16 protein-coding genes and 1 other RNA gene are annotated in these 17,555 nt (G+C 65.3%); 10 read left to right on the plus strand and 7 right to left on the minus strand.

Annotated features, from left to right (window positions below):
* Nucleotides 1-36 precede the first annotated feature (36 nt).
* Nucleotides 37-1,104 carry a GTP-binding protein gene (locus NLM27_RS28635; RefSeq protein WP_254146469.1) on the plus strand — a complete coding sequence of 356 codons (1,068 nt, stop codon included), beginning with the start codon at nucleotides 37-39 and terminating at the stop codon, nucleotides 1,102-1,104.
* Nucleotides 1,105-1,305: 201 nt separating this feature from the next.
* Here the strand turns inward: NLM27_RS28635 and NLM27_RS28640 are convergent, their stop codons facing one another.
* The 5 genes from NLM27_RS28640 to NLM27_RS28660 all read right to left on the minus strand — a co-directional run bounded on the left by NLM27_RS28640 (nucleotide 1,306) and on the right by NLM27_RS28660 (nucleotide 3,935).
* The gene (locus NLM27_RS28640; RefSeq protein WP_254146470.1) at nucleotides 1,306-2,130 is read right to left on the minus strand and encodes a TIGR00282 family metallophosphoesterase; all 825 of its coding nucleotides are present in this window, start codon (nucleotides 2,128-2,130) and stop codon (nucleotides 1,306-1,308) included.
* Nucleotides 2,108-2,704 carry a 5-formyltetrahydrofolate cyclo-ligase gene (locus NLM27_RS28645; RefSeq protein ID WP_254146471.1) on the minus strand — a complete coding sequence of 199 codons (597 nt, stop codon included), beginning with the start codon at nucleotides 2,702-2,704 and terminating at the stop codon, nucleotides 2,108-2,110. The genes NLM27_RS28640 and NLM27_RS28645 overlap by 23 nt, the downstream gene beginning before the upstream one ends.
* A 191-nt stretch (nucleotides 2,705-2,895) precedes the next feature.
* A non-coding RNA gene (gene ssrS / locus NLM27_RS28650) (6S RNA) lies at nucleotides 2,896-3,056 on the minus strand.
* 178 nt (nucleotides 3,057-3,234) lie between these two features.
* A complete protein-coding gene (locus NLM27_RS28655) occupies nucleotides 3,235-3,618 on the minus strand; it encodes a cell division protein ZapA (protein ID WP_254146472.1) in 384 nt (127 codons plus the stop codon).
* Complete coding sequence (locus tag NLM27_RS28660) at nucleotides 3,615-3,935, minus strand: DUF4164 domain-containing protein (RefSeq protein ID WP_027530137.1); 321 nt, start codon at nucleotides 3,933-3,935, stop codon at nucleotides 3,615-3,617. The genes NLM27_RS28655 and NLM27_RS28660 overlap by 4 nt, the downstream gene beginning before the upstream one ends.
* A 371-nt stretch (nucleotides 3,936-4,306) precedes the next feature.
* On the opposite strand from NLM27_RS28660, the gene tkt reads away from it, so the two are divergent.
* The 9 genes from tkt to NLM27_RS28700 all read left to right on the plus strand — a co-directional run bounded on the left by tkt (nucleotide 4,307) and on the right by NLM27_RS28700 (nucleotide 13,908).
* Nucleotides 4,307-6,292, plus strand: coding sequence for a transketolase (gene tkt / locus NLM27_RS28665; protein ID WP_254146473.1), 1,986 nt, complete (start codon nucleotides 4,307-4,309; stop codon nucleotides 6,290-6,292).
* Between the two features lie 148 nt (nucleotides 6,293-6,440).
* The gene (gene gap / locus NLM27_RS28670) at nucleotides 6,441-7,448 is read left to right on the plus strand and encodes a type I glyceraldehyde-3-phosphate dehydrogenase (protein ID WP_254146474.1); all 1,008 of its coding nucleotides are present in this window, start codon (nucleotides 6,441-6,443) and stop codon (nucleotides 7,446-7,448) included.
* Nucleotides 7,449-7,458: 10 nt separating this feature from the next.
* Nucleotides 7,459-7,587: a hypothetical protein gene (locus NLM27_RS43665; protein WP_256570035.1), complete on the plus strand. Its 129-nt coding sequence runs from the start codon at nucleotides 7,459-7,461 to the stop codon at nucleotides 7,585-7,587.
* 27 nt (nucleotides 7,588-7,614) lie between these two features.
* Nucleotides 7,615-8,808, plus strand: coding sequence for a phosphoglycerate kinase (locus NLM27_RS28675; protein WP_254146475.1), 1,194 nt, complete (start codon nucleotides 7,615-7,617; stop codon nucleotides 8,806-8,808).
* A 56-nt stretch (nucleotides 8,809-8,864) separates the two neighbouring features.
* Nucleotides 8,865-9,932 carry a class II fructose-bisphosphate aldolase gene (fba, locus tag NLM27_RS28680; RefSeq protein WP_254146476.1) on the plus strand — a complete coding sequence of 356 codons (1,068 nt, stop codon included), beginning with the start codon at nucleotides 8,865-8,867 and terminating at the stop codon, nucleotides 9,930-9,932.
* A gap of 281 nt (nucleotides 9,933-10,213) precedes the next feature.
* Complete coding sequence (locus NLM27_RS28685; RefSeq protein WP_254146477.1) at nucleotides 10,214-11,239, plus strand: class I fructose-bisphosphate aldolase; 1,026 nt, start codon at nucleotides 10,214-10,216, stop codon at nucleotides 11,237-11,239.
* Nucleotides 11,240-11,242: 3 nt separating this feature from the next.
* Nucleotides 11,243-11,932, plus strand: a complete 690-nt coding sequence (locus NLM27_RS28690; RefSeq protein ID WP_254146478.1) for a thiamine phosphate synthase — start codon at nucleotides 11,243-11,245, stop codon at nucleotides 11,930-11,932.
* An 8-nt stretch (nucleotides 11,933-11,940) separates the two neighbouring features.
* Entirely contained in the window at nucleotides 11,941-13,023 is a 1,083-nt protein-coding gene (locus NLM27_RS28695) for a tetratricopeptide repeat protein (RefSeq protein ID WP_254146479.1), read from the plus strand.
* 99 nt (nucleotides 13,024-13,122) lie between these two features.
* The gene (locus tag NLM27_RS28700; protein WP_254146480.1) at nucleotides 13,123-13,908 is read left to right on the plus strand and encodes an inositol monophosphatase family protein; all 786 of its coding nucleotides are present in this window, start codon (nucleotides 13,123-13,125) and stop codon (nucleotides 13,906-13,908) included.
* Nucleotides 13,909-14,029: 121 nt separating this feature from the next.
* On the opposite strand, the gene NLM27_RS28705 is transcribed toward NLM27_RS28700, so the two are convergent.
* Nucleotides 14,030-14,281, minus strand: a complete 252-nt coding sequence (locus tag NLM27_RS28705) for a hypothetical protein (protein ID WP_254146481.1) — start codon at nucleotides 14,279-14,281, stop codon at nucleotides 14,030-14,032.
* A 115-nt stretch (nucleotides 14,282-14,396) separates the two neighbouring features.
* The gene (locus tag NLM27_RS28710) at nucleotides 14,397-17,552 is read right to left on the minus strand and encodes a multidrug efflux RND transporter permease subunit (protein ID WP_254146482.1); all 3,156 of its coding nucleotides are present in this window, start codon (nucleotides 17,550-17,552) and stop codon (nucleotides 14,397-14,399) included.
* Nucleotides 17,553-17,555: the final 3 nt, after the last annotated feature.

Genomic DNA, 17,555 nt, shown 5'->3' on the forward strand with positions numbered 1-17,555 from the left:
GTTGTCCAGCGACGACCGTTGGTGCGAGAGCTTCCAATGAGCCTGTTTGAAAGCGACAAATCCGCGCAGCGACTTCCGGTCTCGCTGATCACCGGCTTTCTCGGCAGCGGCAAGACGACATTGCTCAATCGCCTGCTGCGCCACGACGGCATGAAGGACAGCGCCGTCATCATCAACGAGTACGGCGAGATCAGTCTCGATCATCTCCTGGTCGAGCGCGTCGATGGCGAGGTCGCCGTGCTCGCCAGCGGCTGCATCTGCTGCACCATCCGCAGCGACCTCGAGGAGACGTTGCGAAGCCTTCTGGTGAAGCGAGACCGCGGCGAGATTCCGCCGTTCCGCCGTATCCTGGTCGAGACCACCGGTCTCGCCGACCCCGCGCCGATCGTGCAGCTCTTGCTCAACAATCCTCTCGTCTCGCACTTCCTGCGGCTCGACACGGTCGTGACCACGGTCGATGCGGTCAACGCGCCGCGTCAGCTCGATCGGCAATATGAGGCGGTGAAACAGGTGGCGTTGGCCGACCGGCTGTTGATCACCAAAAGCGATCTGGTCGAGGATATCGCGGCGCTGGAGCTGCGCCTGCGGCGGCTCAATCCCGGCGCCAGGATCGAAAGCGTCAGTCACGGCGAGATCGATCCTGCGCAGCTATTCGGCGCCGGCCTGATCGATCCCGAGCTGAAAAGGATAGACGTTGAGCGCTGGCTCAACGAGCGGGCCTTCGCGGAACCACATGCGGACGCCGGTCATTCGCATCACGATCATCACGCGCACCATGACCATGGCCATCATGATCACGATGCGTCGATCGCCAGCTTCATGCTGGCGTTCGACGAGCCGCTCGACTGGATGGCCGTGACGCGCTGGCTTGCGCATCTGCGCAGCGCGCGCGGAGAGGACCTGCTGCGGGTGAAGGGAATTCTCAATCTCCGTGACGAGCCAACGCCGATCGTGATCCACGGCGTGCACCACGTCTTCCATCCGCCTGTTGCGCTTGGTGGCTGGCCCGACGGCGATCGCCGCTCGCGCATCGTGTTCATCACACGCGGCATCGCACGTGCGGAAGTACTCGATCTCTGGCAGGCCGTCCTGGCGGCGGCGTGAGGGAGACGGCGGTCGAAACGGGCGACGCTGCCCCTCCTTCTCCCCTTGCGGGAGAAGGTGGCGCGAAGCGCCGGATGAGGGGTCTCTGTCCACTTGCACGATGCGAACTCGCGGAGAGAGACCCCTCACCCGTCTCGCCGCTTCGCGGCGAGCCACCCTCTCCCACAAGGGGCGAGGGTGCACCGTGAATGCCGCGAGAATTCAGCTCAACCAGAATTTCGGCGTCGCCGGCTCCAGCCGGCCGCCGACGCGCACCGGCGCGATCCGCAGCGCGAGGCCCGTCGCGTCATCCGTCTCCACGGCGACGGCGCTCAGCGTCGCCGTCCCCGCGGCCGGCTCGAAACGGCCCGACGGGATTCCCGACGTGAACCGCCGCAGCGGCTCCTCCTTCTGCATGCCAATGATGGAATCGTAGTCGCCGGTCATGCCGGCATCGGTCATGTAGGCAGTGCCGCCGGCGAGGATCTGGTGGTCGGCGGTCGGCACATGCGTGTGGGTGCCGACGACGAGGCTGGCGCGGCCGTCGCAGAAGAAACCGATGCCCTGCTTCTCGCTGGTTGCCTCGCAATGGAAGTCGACGACGATGGCATCGGCGGCAACACCGAGCGGACAGGCACCGAGCTCACGCTCCAGCGCGGCAAAGGGATCGTCGAACGGGGTCATGAAGACGCGCCCCAACGCGTTGACGACCAGGGCGTGCCTGCCGTTCTTGGTCTCGACCAGGGCTGCGCCGCGGCCGGGCGTGCCGCGCGGATAGTTCGCCGGACGCACCAGGCGTTCGGCGCGCTCGATGAACACCAGCGCCTCGCGCTGGTCCCAGGAGTGATTGCCGAGCGTCACCGCATCGGCGCCGGCATCGAGAAACTCCTGATAGATCGCCTCCGTGATGCCGAAGCCGCCGGCGGAATTCTCGCCGTTGACGACGACCAAATCGAGCGACCAGTCCTTGACCATGCCGGGCAGATATTCGGCGATGGCGTTGCGCCCCGCACGGCCGACGACATCACCCACGAAGAGAATGCGCAACTTCAGAACTCCGGAAATCGAACACGTCCGATTCCGTTAGCACATAATCCAGCGCGACGTCGTGCGATAGTGCCGGAACCGCCTCGATCTCCTGCGCGGCAAAAGCAAGCCCGATGCCGACGATCTGCTTGGCTTTGCGCAAATGCGCGAAGGTGAAATCGTAATGCCCTGCACCATAGCCGATGCGATGGCCGAGACGGTCGAAGGCGGCGAGCGGCGTCAGCATGATGTCGGGGATCACCTCGCTTGCTGCCGGCGACGGCTCGGGAATGCCGAGCGGGCCGAGCATAAGGCGATCGTTCGGATGAAAGAGACGGAAGATCAGCGACTGGCCGCGCGCGGTGACGCAAGGCAGCGCCAGCCTTGCGCCCTCTTCAGCGAGCTTGCGCAACAGCGGCATCGGATCGATCTCGCTGCGGATCGGCGAATAGCCGGAGACGATGCTCCCGGGCAGGAGCTTGAACGGCAAGCCGCGCTTGGCGAGCTTGGTGGCGGCGGTGGCGCGCTTCTTCTCGCTCAGCGCGTCGCGCTTGGCGAGGGCCCTGGCACGGAGTTCGGCTTTCGAAGTGGACATGCGCTTTGGTCCCCCACATCATCACTCGCCTTGTGCGCCCTTGCGCACTGGGGCGGGTGATCCAGTATTCCAGAGGCAGTGGTGATTCACACAAAGGCCGCGGCGTACTGGATGCCCCGGTCAAGCCGGGACACGACATCTCCTGAACTGGCCGCAATCGTTTCGACAGGCACAAACCAAGCAGACGCAAGTGCGAAGCCGCGTACGCCGTTGAAGCACTCGATCCCGGAGTTCCCTACGAAAGTAGGTGGGCACCATATGTCCGGGCCCACGGGCCCGGCCAGGGACAGTTCCCTAAAGGATCGATAAGGCCCCGGGGATATATGGCTCCGGACGCACGTCGCAGCCTCGCCCGTGCAATGTAACAACGATATTGACGAATCACCAGCCCGGCTTGTGGTTACTCACCTCTCCCGCTTGCGGGAGAGGTCGCGCCGAAGGCGCGGGTGAGGGCTTTCTCCTCTGGGGGATTGTCCCGTTGCCGAGACACCCTCTCCCCGACCCTCCCCGCAAGCGGGGGAGGGAGACGATCAGCCGATCGCGATCCCGTTGCCGACGGTGCGGTTCAGGACCTGGGTCGACTTCTCGATGCGTTCGGCGGCGGCGTTCAGCGCATTCACCACCGCGGTCTGCGTCATCCGGGCGCGCTCGACGGCGGCGTTGCGGAAGTCCCTGAGCTCGATCAACTCCTGCTCCATGGTGCGGACGCGGTTGCCCACGTCGACCAGCTCGTCGCAGACGGTCAACGCCGCCATCACGGTGAGACGGGCATCGCCGATCTCGCCGAATTTTCCGCGCAGCGACTGGATGCGAGTCTCCAGGCTTTCGGCGAGCTTGAGCAGCCGCACCTCCTGGCCCTCCTCGCAGGCCATGCGGTATTGCCGGCCGTTGATGGTGACGTTGATGTGGCTCATCCGTCCTCTCCGGTATCGAGCACCGAGCGTATCGTGACGATTGCGGAATCCAGCCGGTCGGAGATCTCGCGATTGGTGCGCTCGAGCTTGCGCGCCTTCACCAGCGCGCCGTCGAGCTCGTCGGCAAGGCGCGAGCGGTCCGCGCCGAGCGCCTGAATCCGCGTCGCGAGCTCGTTCTCGTCGCGATCCGCGTCGCGCCGCCGCTCGACCGCGCTTTCGAGCGCATCGAGCGCCGCCGTGAGCCTGCGGGTCGCAATCTCGATCTCGACGGCGGATGACTCCGTCATGGCAGAGCTGTTGGACACGCGATCGTTCATGCAGTCAGCGGCGGAACCTTTGGCCTTTGCCCAGTGGCCTTATTCCTGGGGCTTGCCGGCCGGTAAAAGACTCGGTTCGGCAAGCGGTTAGAAGCAGAAATTTACGTGGCAAGCTAGCCAAGCGCAACGCCGCCGCCAAACTATGCACCGATAGATCGAGTGGAGGTCGTGCCGATCGGCCAGTTCCTCCCGGGCGCGATCCCGGCGGAAAACCGATCTCCACACAGGCAACTTTTACGGCCAAACCGGCGTTTGATTGCCTTGGACTCCCGGAACCGAGGTGCTATCCCAGCCCCGACCTTCAGTGGCCGCCAGGCTCCTCCCGCGCGGGCGTTCGCCGCCAAGCGCCTCATTTCAGACGGATTTCAGACATGACGCAGGTCGATCACTCCCGTATGGCCAACGCGATCCGCGGCCTCTCGATGGACGCTGTCGAGAAGGCGAAGTCGGGCCATCCCGGCCTGCCCATGGGCGCCGCCGACATCGCCACGGTGCTGTTCACACAATTCCTGAAATTCGATGCCGCCGCGCCTAGCTGGCCGGATCGCGACCGCTTCGTGCTCTCGGCCGGCCACGGCTCGATGCTGCTCTATTCGCTGCTGTACCTGACCGGCAATTCCGAGATGACGCTGGATCAGATCAAGCAGTTCCGCCAGGTCGACTCGCTCACCCCCGGACACCCCGAGAATTTCCGCACCAAGGGCATCGAGACCACCACCGGCCCGCTCGGCCAGGGCATCTCGACCGCGGTCGGCATGGCGCTCGCCGAGAAGATGCTGGCCGCCGAATTCGGCAAGAAGATCGTCGATCACCACACCTATGTGCTGGCCTCCGACGGCGACCTGATGGAGGGCGTGTCGCAGGAAGCGATCGCGATGGCCGGGCACTGGAAGCTCAACAAGCTGATCGTGCTCTACGACGACAACGGCATCTCGATCGACGGCCCGACCTCGATCTCCGATTCCGTCGACCAGGTGAAGCGCTTCAAGTCCGCGGGCTGGGCCGCCGAGAAGATCGACGGCCAGGACCAGGCCGCGATCGCCGCCGCGATCACGCGCGCGCAAAAGTCCAACAAGCCGACGCTGATCGCCTGCCGCACCACCATCGGCTTCGGCGCGCCGCACAAGGCCGGCACCGCGAAGGCGCATGGCGAGGCGCTCGGCGCCGACGAGCTCAAGGCCGCCAAGGAAAATCTCGGCATCGCACTCGAACCGTTCGCGGTCGCCGACGACGTGCTGAAGGCGTGGCGCGCGGCCGGTAGCCGCGGCGCGGCGGCACGCCAGGAATGGGAAGCACGCCTTGGCGAGCTCGGCAGCCGCAAGCGCGCCGAGTTCGAACGCCGCCTGCGCCATGAACGTCCGGCCTCGCTGGCGAAGGCACTGCGGGCGCACAAGAAGGAGCTGCTCGAAAAGCCGCTGACAGCGGCGACCCGCAAATCGTCAGAAGCCGCGATCGAGGCGATTGCGGCCGCGATGCCGATGGAGTTCCTGGCCGGCTCGGCCGATCTCACCGGCTCCAACAACAACAAGGCGAAGTCGGCGACCGCCTTCTCGGCCAAGACGCCGAAGGGTCGCTTCATCCATTACGGCATCCGCGAGCACGGCATGGCCGCCGCGATGAACGGCATCTTCCTGCACGGCGGCTTCGCACCGAACGGTGCGACCTTCCTGGTGTTCACCGACTACGCACGTCCGGCGATGCGCCTTGCCGCTTTGATGGGCGCCGGCGTCGTCTATGTGATGACCCATGATTCCATCGGCCTTGGCGAAGACGGTCCGACCCATCAGCCGGTCGAGCATCTCGCCGCGCTTCGCGCCATTCCCAACATGCGCGTGTTCCGCCCCTGCGATTCCATCGAGGTCGCCGAGTGCTGGGAGCTCGCGCTCAATCGCATCGACGGTCCGACGGTGCTGGCGCTGACGCGCCAGAACCTGCCGCAGCTGCGGACCAACGCGCCGAACGACAATCCCTGCGCGGCCGGCGCCTACGAGCTGGTCGCAGCTCAAGGCGAAGCCAAGGCAACGTTGTTCGCGTCAGGCTCCGAGGTTGAGATCGCGGTCGCCGCCCAGAAGCAGCTCGCCGAGCGCGGCATCCCGTCACGGGTCGTCTCTGTTCCCTCGCTCGAGCTGTTGTTAGCGCAACCAGAGGCGAAACGCGCCGCAATCATCGGCAACGCGCCGGTCAAGATTGCGATCGAGGCCGCCGTGCGCTGGGGCTGGGATGCCGTGATCGGCCGGGATGGCGAATTTGTCGGCATGCATTCCTTCGGCGAAAGCGGACCTGCCAAGGAGCTTTACAAGCATTTCGGCATTACCGCCGAGGCCGCGGTTAACGCTGTGCTGAAGCGCGTTTCCTGAGAGTTGAGCTTGCCCGAAAAAAGGACTACCTAATCTCTCATATGATCAAGCACCGCCCGGCCGAACCGGGCGCCCGCCCCTAAAAAACCCTCGCAGGCGCGTACAGCGCGTTGTGCGGGATGACAACGGTCATTGAAGGAGACGAAACATGGCAGTCCGCGTCGGAATTAACGGTTTTGGTCGCATTGGCCGCAACGTCCTGCGGGCGATCGCCGAGTCAGGCCGCAAGGACATCGAGGTCGTCGGCATCAACGATCTCGGTCCGGTCGAGACCAACGCCCATCTGCTCCGCTTCGACTCGGTTCATGGCCGCTTCCCCGGCACTGTCACCGTCGATGGCGACTCGATCAGCCTCGGCGCCAACAAGATCAAGGTGACGGCCGAGCGCGATCCCGCGAAGCTGCCCTGGAAGGATCTCGGCGTCGATGTCGCGCTGGAGTGCACCGGCATCTTCACCTCGAAGGACAAGGCCTCAGCGCATCTGACCGCCGGCGCCAAGCGCGTGCTGGTCTCCGCGCCCGCCGACGGCGCCGATGCCACCATCGTCTACGGCGTCAACCACGACACGCTGACCAAGGATCACCTGGTCATCTCCAACGGGTCCTGCACAACGAACTGCCTCGCGCCGGTCGCCAAGGTGCTGAACGATCTCGTCGGCATCGAGACCGGCTTCATGACCACGATCCACGCCTATACTGGCGACCAGCCGACGCTGGACACGCTGCACAAGGATCTCTACCGCGGCCGTGCGGCTGCGATGTCGATGATCCCGACCTCGACCGGCGCCGCCAAGGCGATCGGCCTCGTGCTGCCGGAGCTGAAGGGCAAGCTCGACGGCGTCGCGATCCGCGTGCCGACGCCGAACGTCTCGGTGGTCGACCTCAAGATCGTCGCCAAGCGCGCCACCGATGTTAAGGAGGTCAACGCCGCGATGAAGCGCGCCTCCGAGCAGCAGCTCAAGGGCATCCTCGGCTACACCACGGCACCGAACGTCTCGATCGACTTCAACCACGACCCGCACTCCTCGACCTTCCACGAGGACCAGACCAAGGTGCAGAACGGCACGCTGGTGCGCGTGATGTCCTGGTACGACAACGAGTGGGGCTTCTCGAACCGCATGGCGGACACCGCCGTCGCGATCGCGAAGGTGATCTAAGGGGAGCGTCATGCTTCCTGCCTGGATCGGCATCCCTGGCGTCATCTTGTTGATCGCGTTGATCGCGTACGGATTTCGCCAGGGCAGCAAGCTGACGACCAGGCAGGAGGGCAATCCACCCGAGCGCGACGCGCCGTAGCGTCGCCAGCTAACGAGTGATCAGGACATGGCTAAGTTCCGCACCCTCGACGACGTCGACGTGAAGGGCAAGCGCGTACTGCTGCGCGTCGACCTCAACGTCCCCATGGACAACGGGCGCGTCACGGACGCCACCCGGCTCGAGCGCGTCGCACCGACCATCAGCGAAATCTCCGACAAGGGCGGCAAGGTCATCCTGCTCGCGCATTTCGGCCGGCCGAAGGGACGCGATGCCAAGGAATCGCTCAAGCCCGTCGCGGAAGCGTTGTCGAAGGTCGTGAAGAAGGCCGTCGCCTTCGCCGACGATTGCATCGGCGAGCCCGCGGCCAAGGCCGTCGCCGGCTTGAAGGATGGCGACATCCTCTGCCTGGAAAACACCCGCTTTCACAAAGAGGAAGAGAAGAACGATCCAGCCTTCGTCGCCGAGCTCGCAAAACTCGGCGACATCTGGGTCAACGACGCGTTCTCGGCCGCACATCGCGCCCATGCCTCGACCGAAGGCCTCGGTCACAAGCTGCCGGCCTATGCCGGCCGCACCATGCAGGCCGAGCTCGACGCGCTGGAGAAGGCGCTGGGCTCGCCGACCAAGCCGGTCATTGCGATCATCGGCGGCGCAAAAGTCTCGACCAAGATCGACCTGCTCGAAAACCTCGTGAGCAAGGTCGACGCGCTCGTGATCGGTGGCGGCATGGCCAACACCTTCCTGCACGCGCAAGGCGTCGCGGTCGGCAAGTCGCTGGCGGAGAAGGATCTCGCTGCCACCGCGCTGCGCATCATGGAAAAGGCGGAAGCCGCCAACTGCGCGATCATCCTCCCCGTGGACGCCACCGTCGCCTATCATTTCGCCGCCAACGCGCCGTCGCATGCCTATGGGCTCGATGCGATCCCGGCCGACGGCATGATCCTCGACGTCGGCCCGCAATCGATCGCACGCGTCCACGCCGCGATCGACGATGCGGCAACGCTGGTCTGGAACGGACCGCTCGGGGCCTTCGAGATGCAGCCGTTCGACCGCGGCACGGTCGCGGCCGCCAGGCACGCCGCGGAGCGCACCAAGGCGAAGAAGCTGATCTCGATCGCCGGCGGCGGCGACACCGTCGCGGCGCTCAACCAGGCCGGCGTCGCCGGCAGTTTCACCTATGTCTCGACTGCCGGTGGCGCGTTCCTTGAATGGATGGAAGGCAAGCCCCTGCCCGGCGTCGATGTGCTGCGCGTCAAGTAAGCTCAAGTCGGCCAACATTTAGCGGCCTTGCAGGCCCAAATTGGAGAACAAGACACATGGCTCGGATCACGTTGCGTCAATTGCTCGACCATGCGGCTGAGAACGATTACGGCGTACCGGCCTTCAACATCAACAATATGGAGCAGGCGCTGGCGATCATGGACGCGGCCAACCAGGTCGACGCGCCCGTCATCATCCAGGCCTCGCGCGGCGCGCGCTCCTACGCCAACGACGTCATGCTCAAGCACATGATGGATGCGGTGACGGAAATCTATCCGCATATCCCGGTCTGCGTGCATCTCGATCACGGCAACGAACCGGCGACCTGCATGACCGCGATCCAGGCCGGCTTCACCTCGGTGATGATGGACGGCTCGCTCAAGGCCGACGGCAAAACTCCTGGCGACTGGGGCTACAATGTCGGCGTCACCAAGACCGTGACCGACATGGCTCATCTCGGCGGCATCTCGGTCGAGGGCGAGCTCGGCGTGCTCGGCTCGCTCGAGACGGGCATGGGCGACAAGGAAGACGGCCACGGCGCCGAAGGCAAGCTTAGCCACGACCAACTCCTGACCAATCCGGACGAGGCCGTGAAGTTCGTCCAGGAGACCAAGGTCGACGCGCTCGCGATCGCGATGGGGACTTCTCACGGTGCTTACAAATTTACCCGCAAGCCCGACGGCGACATCCTCGCCATGAAGGTGATCGAGGAGATCCACCGCAAGCTCCCGAATACGCATCTCGTCATGCACGGCTCCTCGTCGGTGCCGCAGGACCTCCAGGACATCATCAACGCCTATGGTGGCAAGATGAAGCCGACCTGGGGCGTGCCGGTGGCCGAGATCCAGCGCGGCATCAAGAACGGCGTGCGCAAGATCAACATCGACACCGACAACCGCATGGCGATGACCGGCCAGATCCGGAAAGTGCTCAAGGACAATCCGGAAGAGTTCGATCCGCGCAAATATTTGAAGCCGGCGATGGAAGCGATGACCAAGCTGTGCAAGCAGCGGCTCCAGGAGTTCAACACCGCCGGCCAGGCCTCGAAGGTCAAGAAGGTGCTGACCACCGCCGAGATGGCCAAGCGCTACGCCAAGGGCGAGCTCGATCCGAAGGTCGCGTAAGCCGCGCGAACGCTCTCTCGCCCCGCTCTTGCGGGGAGAGGGCGGGGTGAGGGGCTCTCTCCGCGAGTTGCGCCCCGCTGATAGACCTGTACCCCCTCACCCGGTCGCTTCGCGACCGACCTCTCCCCGCAAGCGGGGCGAGGTGGAGGGTCGCCCAGCCCGCTCCTTTTCGTCCCAACTGACCTCCCCCCTTTACCCTGCGACGAACGTTAACTCGGCAATTGCCCGAGAACGGTCTATTTTCACGGGCAAGGGCAGCATCGTTTTGGGAGGACCCCTCGATGAATCTGACTGAGCTCAACAGGATCGCGACCGCCATGGTCGTATCAGGCAAGGGCATCCTTGCCGCCGACGAATCCTCCGGCACCATCAAGAAGCGCTTCGACGCGATCGGCGTGGAATCGACCGAAGCGAACCGCCGCGACTATCGCGAGATGCTGTTCCGCTCCCAGGAAGCCATGAGCCAGTACATCTCCGGCGTGATCCTCTATGACGAGACGATCTGGCAGGATGCCAAGGACGGCACGCCGCTGGTGAAGCTGATCGAACAGAGCGGCGCCATTCCCGGCATCAAGGTCGACGAGGGTACCCAAGCCTTGCCGATGTGCCCGGGCGAACTCGTCACCGCCGGGCTCGACAAGCTCGCCGAGCGGCTGAAGAAATATTACGAGCGCGGTGCGCGCTTCGCCAAATGGCGCGCGGTGATCGACATCGGCAGCGGCATTCCCTCGATGACGGCGATCAGCGTCAACGCCCATGCGCTGGCGCGCTATGCCGCGCTGTGCCAGGCAGCACAGATCGTGCCGATCGTCGAGCCGGAAGTGCTGATGGACGGCGACCACGACATCGACCGCTGCTATGAGGTGACGAGCCGCGTGCTCAACAAGACATTTCAGGAGCTGCGCGTGCAGCGCGTCGCTCTCGAAGGCATGGTGCTGAAGCCGAACATGGCGATCTCTGGCAAGAAGTGCGCAAGGCAGGCGCCCGTCGAGGAAGTCGCGGAGAAGACGATCCGGCTGCTGAAGGCCTGCGTGCCCGCGGCCGTGCCCGGCATCGCCTTCCTCTCCGGCGGCCAGTCCGACGAGGAGGCGACCGCGCATCTCAACGCCATGCACAAGCTCGGCCCGCTACCCTGGGGCCTGACCTTCTCCTATGGCCGCGCGCTCCAGGCCGCGCCGCAGAAGGCCTGGTCCGGCAAGGCCGAGAACGTCGCGGCCGGACAGCGCGCCTTCAGCCATCGCGCGCAGATGAACGGACTGGCGTCCAAGGGCGAATGGCAAACCAGCCTGGAAAAGAAGGCAGCCTAGATCTTGTCGAACAAACCGCCTCCGCCGCGCCCGGCGCCGCGCCTTTATCTTGCGACGCCTGTCGTCGATGATCCCGGTTCGCTCGTCGCCGAGCTGCCGGCCCTGCTTGCCTCTGCTGATGTCGCGGCGGTGCTGCTGCGGCTGAAGGAGACCGATCAGCGCACGATGATCTCGCGCATCAAGGCCCTGGCGCCGCCGGTGCAGAAGGCGGGTGCCGCGCTGCTCGTCGACGGCCATCCCGAGCTCGTCGCACGTGGCGGCGCCGACGGCGCGCACCTCCCCGGCATCGCCGCGCTGAAAGAGGCGCTGCCATCGCTCAAGCCCGATCGCATCGCCGGCGTCGGCGGGCTGACGACGCGACACCATTCCATGGATGCTGGCGAGATCGGCGCCGACTATGTACTGTTCGGCGAGCCGGTCGCCAACGGTCAACGTCCGTCGTCGCAGGCGATCGCCGAGCGGCTGGACTGGTGGGCCGAGCTGTTCGAACCGCCCTGCGTCGGCTTTGCCATTTCGCTCGAAGAGGCCCACGATTTCGCCGCCAGCGGCGCCGACTTCGTGCTGGTCGGCGAGTTCATCTGGACCGATCCGCGCGGGCCCAGGGCCGCCTTGATCGAGATAGATGCTGCAATCAAGAAGGCCCATGCGACGGCGACGGCGAGCCAGGATCCTGCGAGTCAGGAGCACGGCTAGCGCCCGACATGAAGCTCCCGTGCATCACCATTCTGGCCACGCTACTGCTCACAGTGCCCGCGGTCGCGCAGCTCCAGATCACCCCGCCGGCGGCAACGCCGAGCGCGGCGCCTGAGAAACCGAAGCCCAAGCCGCACGCGCTCACCAAGAAGAAGGAGGCCGCACCGGCGCCGAAGCCTTCGGCCTCGCCGAAGCCGGCCCCCTCCTCCAAGCCGGCCCCGGCGGCAACCGTGATCCCGGCACCGCCGACCGACAATTCCAACGTCGATCTGGTGTTCGGCGCCTATCAGCGCGGCCAGTACAAGACGGCGTTCGAGCTCGCCACCGCCCGCGCACAAGCCGGCGATCCCAAGGCGATGACCATGCTCGGCGAGCTCTATTCCAACGCCATGGGCATCCGCCGCGACTACCCCAAGGCCGCCGAATGGTACAAGCGCGCTGCGGACGCCGGCGACCGCGCGGCGATGTTCGCGCTCGCCATGATGCGCATCGCCGGCCGCGGCGGTCCGGTCGACAAGGGCGAGGCGGTCAAGCTGATGGCGTCCGCCGCCAAGCTCGGCGAGCCCAAGGCGGCCTATAACCTCGCCCTGCTCTATCTCGACGGCCATACCCTGCCACAGGACGTCAAGCGTTCCGCCGAGCTGTTGCGCCAGGCCGCCGACGCCGGCCTGCCCGAAGCGCAATACGCGCTCGCGACCTTCTACAAGGAAGGCACCGGTGTGCCGAAGGACCCCGAAAGGGCGGTGCGTCTGCTTCAGGCCGCTTCGCTGACCGACAATGTCGACGCCGAGGTCGAATACGCCATCGCCCTGTTCAACGGCACCGGGACGCCGAAGAACCAGCCGGCGGCTGTCGCATTGCTCCGCAAGGCCTCCCGCCAGGGCAGCGCGATCGCGCAGAACCGCCTGGCCTGGGTGCTGATCAACGGCATGGGCACATCAGTGGACAAGGTCGAGGGCTTCAAATGGCACTTGGTGGCCAAGACCGCCGGCAAGGGCGATCCGGACCTCGACAAGCAATTGTCCGATCTGCCGGCCGAGGACCGGGCCAAGGCAGAGGCCGCGGCCAAGAAGTGGCTCGGGACCAAATGACTTGACCCAATGACTTGACGTAAGCGCCCTCGCAGGGCACCCCATCCTTCAAACAGGCGGCATTTCGCGCCATTCCCCCGATATCAAGACCGAAAGCTCATGCTGTATTCCGCCACTATCAACGTCATGGTCAAGGCGGCGCGCCGCGCCGGCCGCAGCCTCAAGCGCGATCTCGGAGAGATCGAGCATCTCCAAGTCTCGCTGAAGGGGCCGGCGAATTTCGTCTCGCTCGCCGACAAGCGCGCCGAGGAGATCCTCTACCAGGACCTCGCCAAGGCCCGGCCCGGCTACGGCTTCATCGGCGAGGAAGGCGGTACCCGCGAAGGCACCGACAAGAGCCACACCTGGATCGTCGACCCGCTCGACGGCACCACCAATTTCCTGCACGGCATCCCGCAATTCGCGATCTCGATCGGCCTCGTCCGCGAGGGCACGGTGATCGCCGGCGTGATCTACAACCCCGCCAATGACGAGCTCTACATCGCCGAGCGCGGCAAGGGCGCCTTTCTCAACGACCAGCGCCTGCGCGTGGCCGGCCGCCGCCAGCTCAACGAGTGCGTGGTGGCCTGCGGCCTGCCCCATATCGGCCGCGGCGATCACGAGGAATTCCGCCGCGAGATGACGGCGATCCAGGACCGCGTCGCGGGCCTGCGCCGCTTCGGCGCCGCCTCGCTCGACCTCGCCTTCGTCGCCGCCGGCCGCCTCGACGGTTATTGGGAGCGCGATCTGCAATCCTGGGATATCGCCGCCGGAATGATCATGGTGAAGGAAGCAGGCGGTACCGTGAGCGACATCGCCACCCCGGGCGACGCGCTGGCGACGGGGCATGTGCTGTGCGGCAACGAGTTCGTGCACGGAGAACTGGCGAAGATTTTGCGGAAGTAGACGAGCCTCTCTCGCTTCGCTCCTCGCGAATCGTCGCCGCTGCCGCCACCTGACCACTTCTCAAATCGACGAATGGAGGCCGCTTGACCGCGGCCTCCGATATCATGCCGTTCTACGGGGCCTACCAAGCCACCCATTTGCGGCCGCGCCAGTAGCCGCGGCCTTCGTGCTCGCGGAACGCAAACTTCTCGCGCGGGCCCCAGTGCCAATTGTCTTCGTGAACGACGACCCCCGCTTCGTGAGGAAAGTCGTAGGCCTCATGCGTGTGCCAGCAGGTGTGGCCCTGACACACAATCGCCGCCGATGCGGTGAAGGTCGACATCATCAGCACTCCGGTGCCGACAACGGCAGCGGAAAGGATATTCTTCAGCATTTCTACGATTTCTCCGTGGAACCCCTAACCCGGCGTGCAAACAGCCTCGCCGGGATCTGGTTCCATCGGAGAGCGATGAGTTTTGTGAAGCTGTCGTAAGCTTCGCGAGGGACGGTTAGGGCTTCACCTGCGCCGGCGGCCCGTACGGCTCGCTCTCCTTCGCCGCCGCTGGCTCCCGATCCCCGCCCAGCACGCGTTGCACCGAGACGAAGAACACCGGCACCATCAAGAGCGCGAGGATCACCACCGCGATCATGCCGCCCATCACGATCGAGCCAAGCGCTTGCTGGCTGGCGCCGCCGGCGCCGTGGGCGATGGCCATCGGCAGCACGCCGCAGATGAAGGCGAGGCCGGTCATCAGGATCGGGCGGAAGCGCAGGCGGCAGGCCTCGATGGTGGCTTCCACCAGCGGCTTGCCCTCCTTGCGCAGATCTTTCGCGAACTCGATGATCAGGATCGCGTCCTTTGCCGCGAGGCCGATGATGGTGATCAGGCCGACGGTGAAGTAGACGTCGTTGGGCAGGCTCCGCAGCGTCGCTGCGACAACCGCGCCGACGATGCCAAGCGGCACGGTGAGCAGCACCGCGAGCGGAATGGTCCAGCTTTCATAGAGTGCGGCGAGGCACAGGAACACCACGAACACCGACAGTGCCAGCAGGAACGGCGCCTGCGAGCCCGAGAGCTTCTCCTGGAGCGACTGCCCGGTCCATTCATAGCCGAAGCCGCGCGGCAACCGGCCGGCAAGCCGCTCCATCTCGGCGATCGCATCGCCCGAGGTGAAGCCAGGCTTCGCTTCACCGGAGATGCGCACCGCCGGATAATAGTTGAAGCCGGCGATCTGCGTCGGCCCGCGCGCCCATTCTACGGTCGCAAAGGACGAGAACGGCACCAGCTGGCCGCGACTGTTCTTGACGTTGTAGTTGAGAATGTCCTCGGTCCGCATGCGGTCGCGGGCATCGGCCTGCACCACGACGCGCTGCATGCGGCCGCGGTTCGGGAAGTCGTTGATGTAATTCGAGCCGAGATTGGTCGAGATCGTGTTGTTGATGTCCTCGAAGGTGACGCCGAAGGCGCCGGCCTTCTCGCGGTCGATCACGAGATTGACCACGCCGGCCTCGGGCAGGCCTTCGATATAGACCTTCTGGAGCACGGCGCTGGCATTGGCCTCCGCGATCAACTGGTCGGCGGCGCTCATCAGCGCCGCATAGCCCTTCTGGCCGCGGTCCTGGAGGCGGAACGAGAAGCCCGAGGAATTGCCGAGATTGTCGATCGGCGGCGGCTGGAGCGCCGAGATCTTTGCATCGCGAATGGAAGACGACAAATCGCGGTTGATGTCGTTGACGATCGCCGCGGCGGAATCCTTCGGCCCGCGCTCCGACCAGTCCTTCAGCGTGATGAAGGCCTGCGCGGTGTTCATGCCCTGGCCGGAGAAGCTGAAGCCGGTGAGGAAGGTGACGTTGTCGACGCCCGGCCGTTGGGCCAGATATTTCTCCACCTTCTCGATCACCGCCTCGGTGCGGGCATAGGACGAGTCCGACGGCGTCTGCACGTCGGTGGTGACGAAGCCCTGGTCGTCGACGGGCAGGAAGCCGCCGGGCAGGTTGACGAACGCCCAGGACAGACCGACCAGCAATGCGACATAGACCAGCATCAGGCGGCCGGTGCGCTTCAGCGAGAAGCCGACGGTGCGCGAATAGCCTTCCTTGCCGCCTTCGAGCATGCGGTTGAACCAGCCGAACACGCCCCGCTTCGCGTGACCGTGACCGGCCGCGACGGGCTTGAGCAGGGTCGCACACAGCGCCGGCGTCAGCGATAGCGCGAGGAAGGCCGAGAAGCCGATCGCGGCGACCATGGTCACCGAGAACTGGCGGTAAATGATGCCGACCGAGCCGGGGAAGAACGCCATCGGCACGAACACCGCCATCAACACCAGGGTGATGCCGATGATGGCGCCGGTGATCTGCGACATCGCCTTGCGCGTCGCTTCCTTCGGCGGCAGGCCTTCCTCGGCCATGATGCGCTCGACGTTCTCGACCACGACGATGGCGTCGTCGACGAGGATGCCGACCGCGAGCACCATGGCGAACATCGAGAGCATGTTGATGGAGTAGCCGGCGAGCAGCAGCGCGGAACAGGCTCCGAGCAGCGCCACCGGCACCACGATGGTCGGAATGATGGTGTAGCGGATGTTCTGGAGGAACAGGAACATCACCACGAACACCAGCACCACGGCCTCGACGAGGGTCGACAGCACCTTCTTGATCGAGGCCTCGACCACGGGCGTGATGTTGTAGGGAATCTCATAGCTGATGTTGGCCGGGAAGAAGCGCGACAGCTCCTTCATCTTCTCCTCGACCGCGCTCGCGGTCGCCAGCGCATTGCCGGTCGGCGACATCAGCACCGAAAGGCCGGCGGTCGGCTTGCCGTCGAGGCGGGTGTTGAACTGGTAGCTGAGGCCGCCGACCTCGATGCGCGCGACGTCGCGCAGGCGCACGGTCGAACCGTCGGCGTTGGCGCGCAGGATGATGGCACCGAACTCGTCCGGGGACGAGAGCTGGCCCTTGACCAGCACCAGCGCCGAGGTGCGCTGGCTCGACGTCGACGGCTCGGCGCCGATGCTGCCGGAGGCGACCTGCGCATTCTGCGCGGAGATGGCCTTGTTGACGTCGTCGGCAGTCAGCCCATAGCCGACCAGCTTGGCCGGATCGACCCAGACGCGCAAGCTGCGCTCGGTCGAATAGAGCGTGGCGCGGCCGACGCCGGGAATGCGGCGAATCTCGCCCAGCACGTTGCGGATCATGAAGTCGCCGAGGCCGACCTCGTCGAGGCTGCCATCGGTCGAGTTCAGCGTGATGATCTGAAGCACCGCACTGGAGGCTTCCTCGATCAGGATGCCCTGCTGCATCACCGCGCGCGGCAGGCGCGCCTCGACGCGCTTGATGCGGTTCTGCACCTCGACTGAGGCGGCGCTGGTATCAGTGCCCGGCTGGAAATTGGCGATGATCTCGACCTGGCCGAGCGAATCGCTGGTCGATTCGAAATTGAGGATACCGGAGGCGCCGTTGAGCTCCTCCTCGATCAGCCGCGTGACGCTGTTGTAGAGGTTTTCCGGCGAGGCGCCGGGATAGCTGGTCGAGACCGAGATCGAGGGCGGCGCGATGATCGGATATTGCGCGATCGGCAGCAGAGGTACCGAAATCGCACCGATCAAGCAGATGAATAGCGCGACCACCCAGGCGAAGATCGGCCTGTCGATGAAGAAACTCGGCATGGC

The organism is Bradyrhizobium sp. CCGB12, assembly GCF_024199845.1.
In the GTDB taxonomy this organism is placed as follows: domain Bacteria; phylum Pseudomonadota; class Alphaproteobacteria; order Rhizobiales; family Xanthobacteraceae; genus Bradyrhizobium.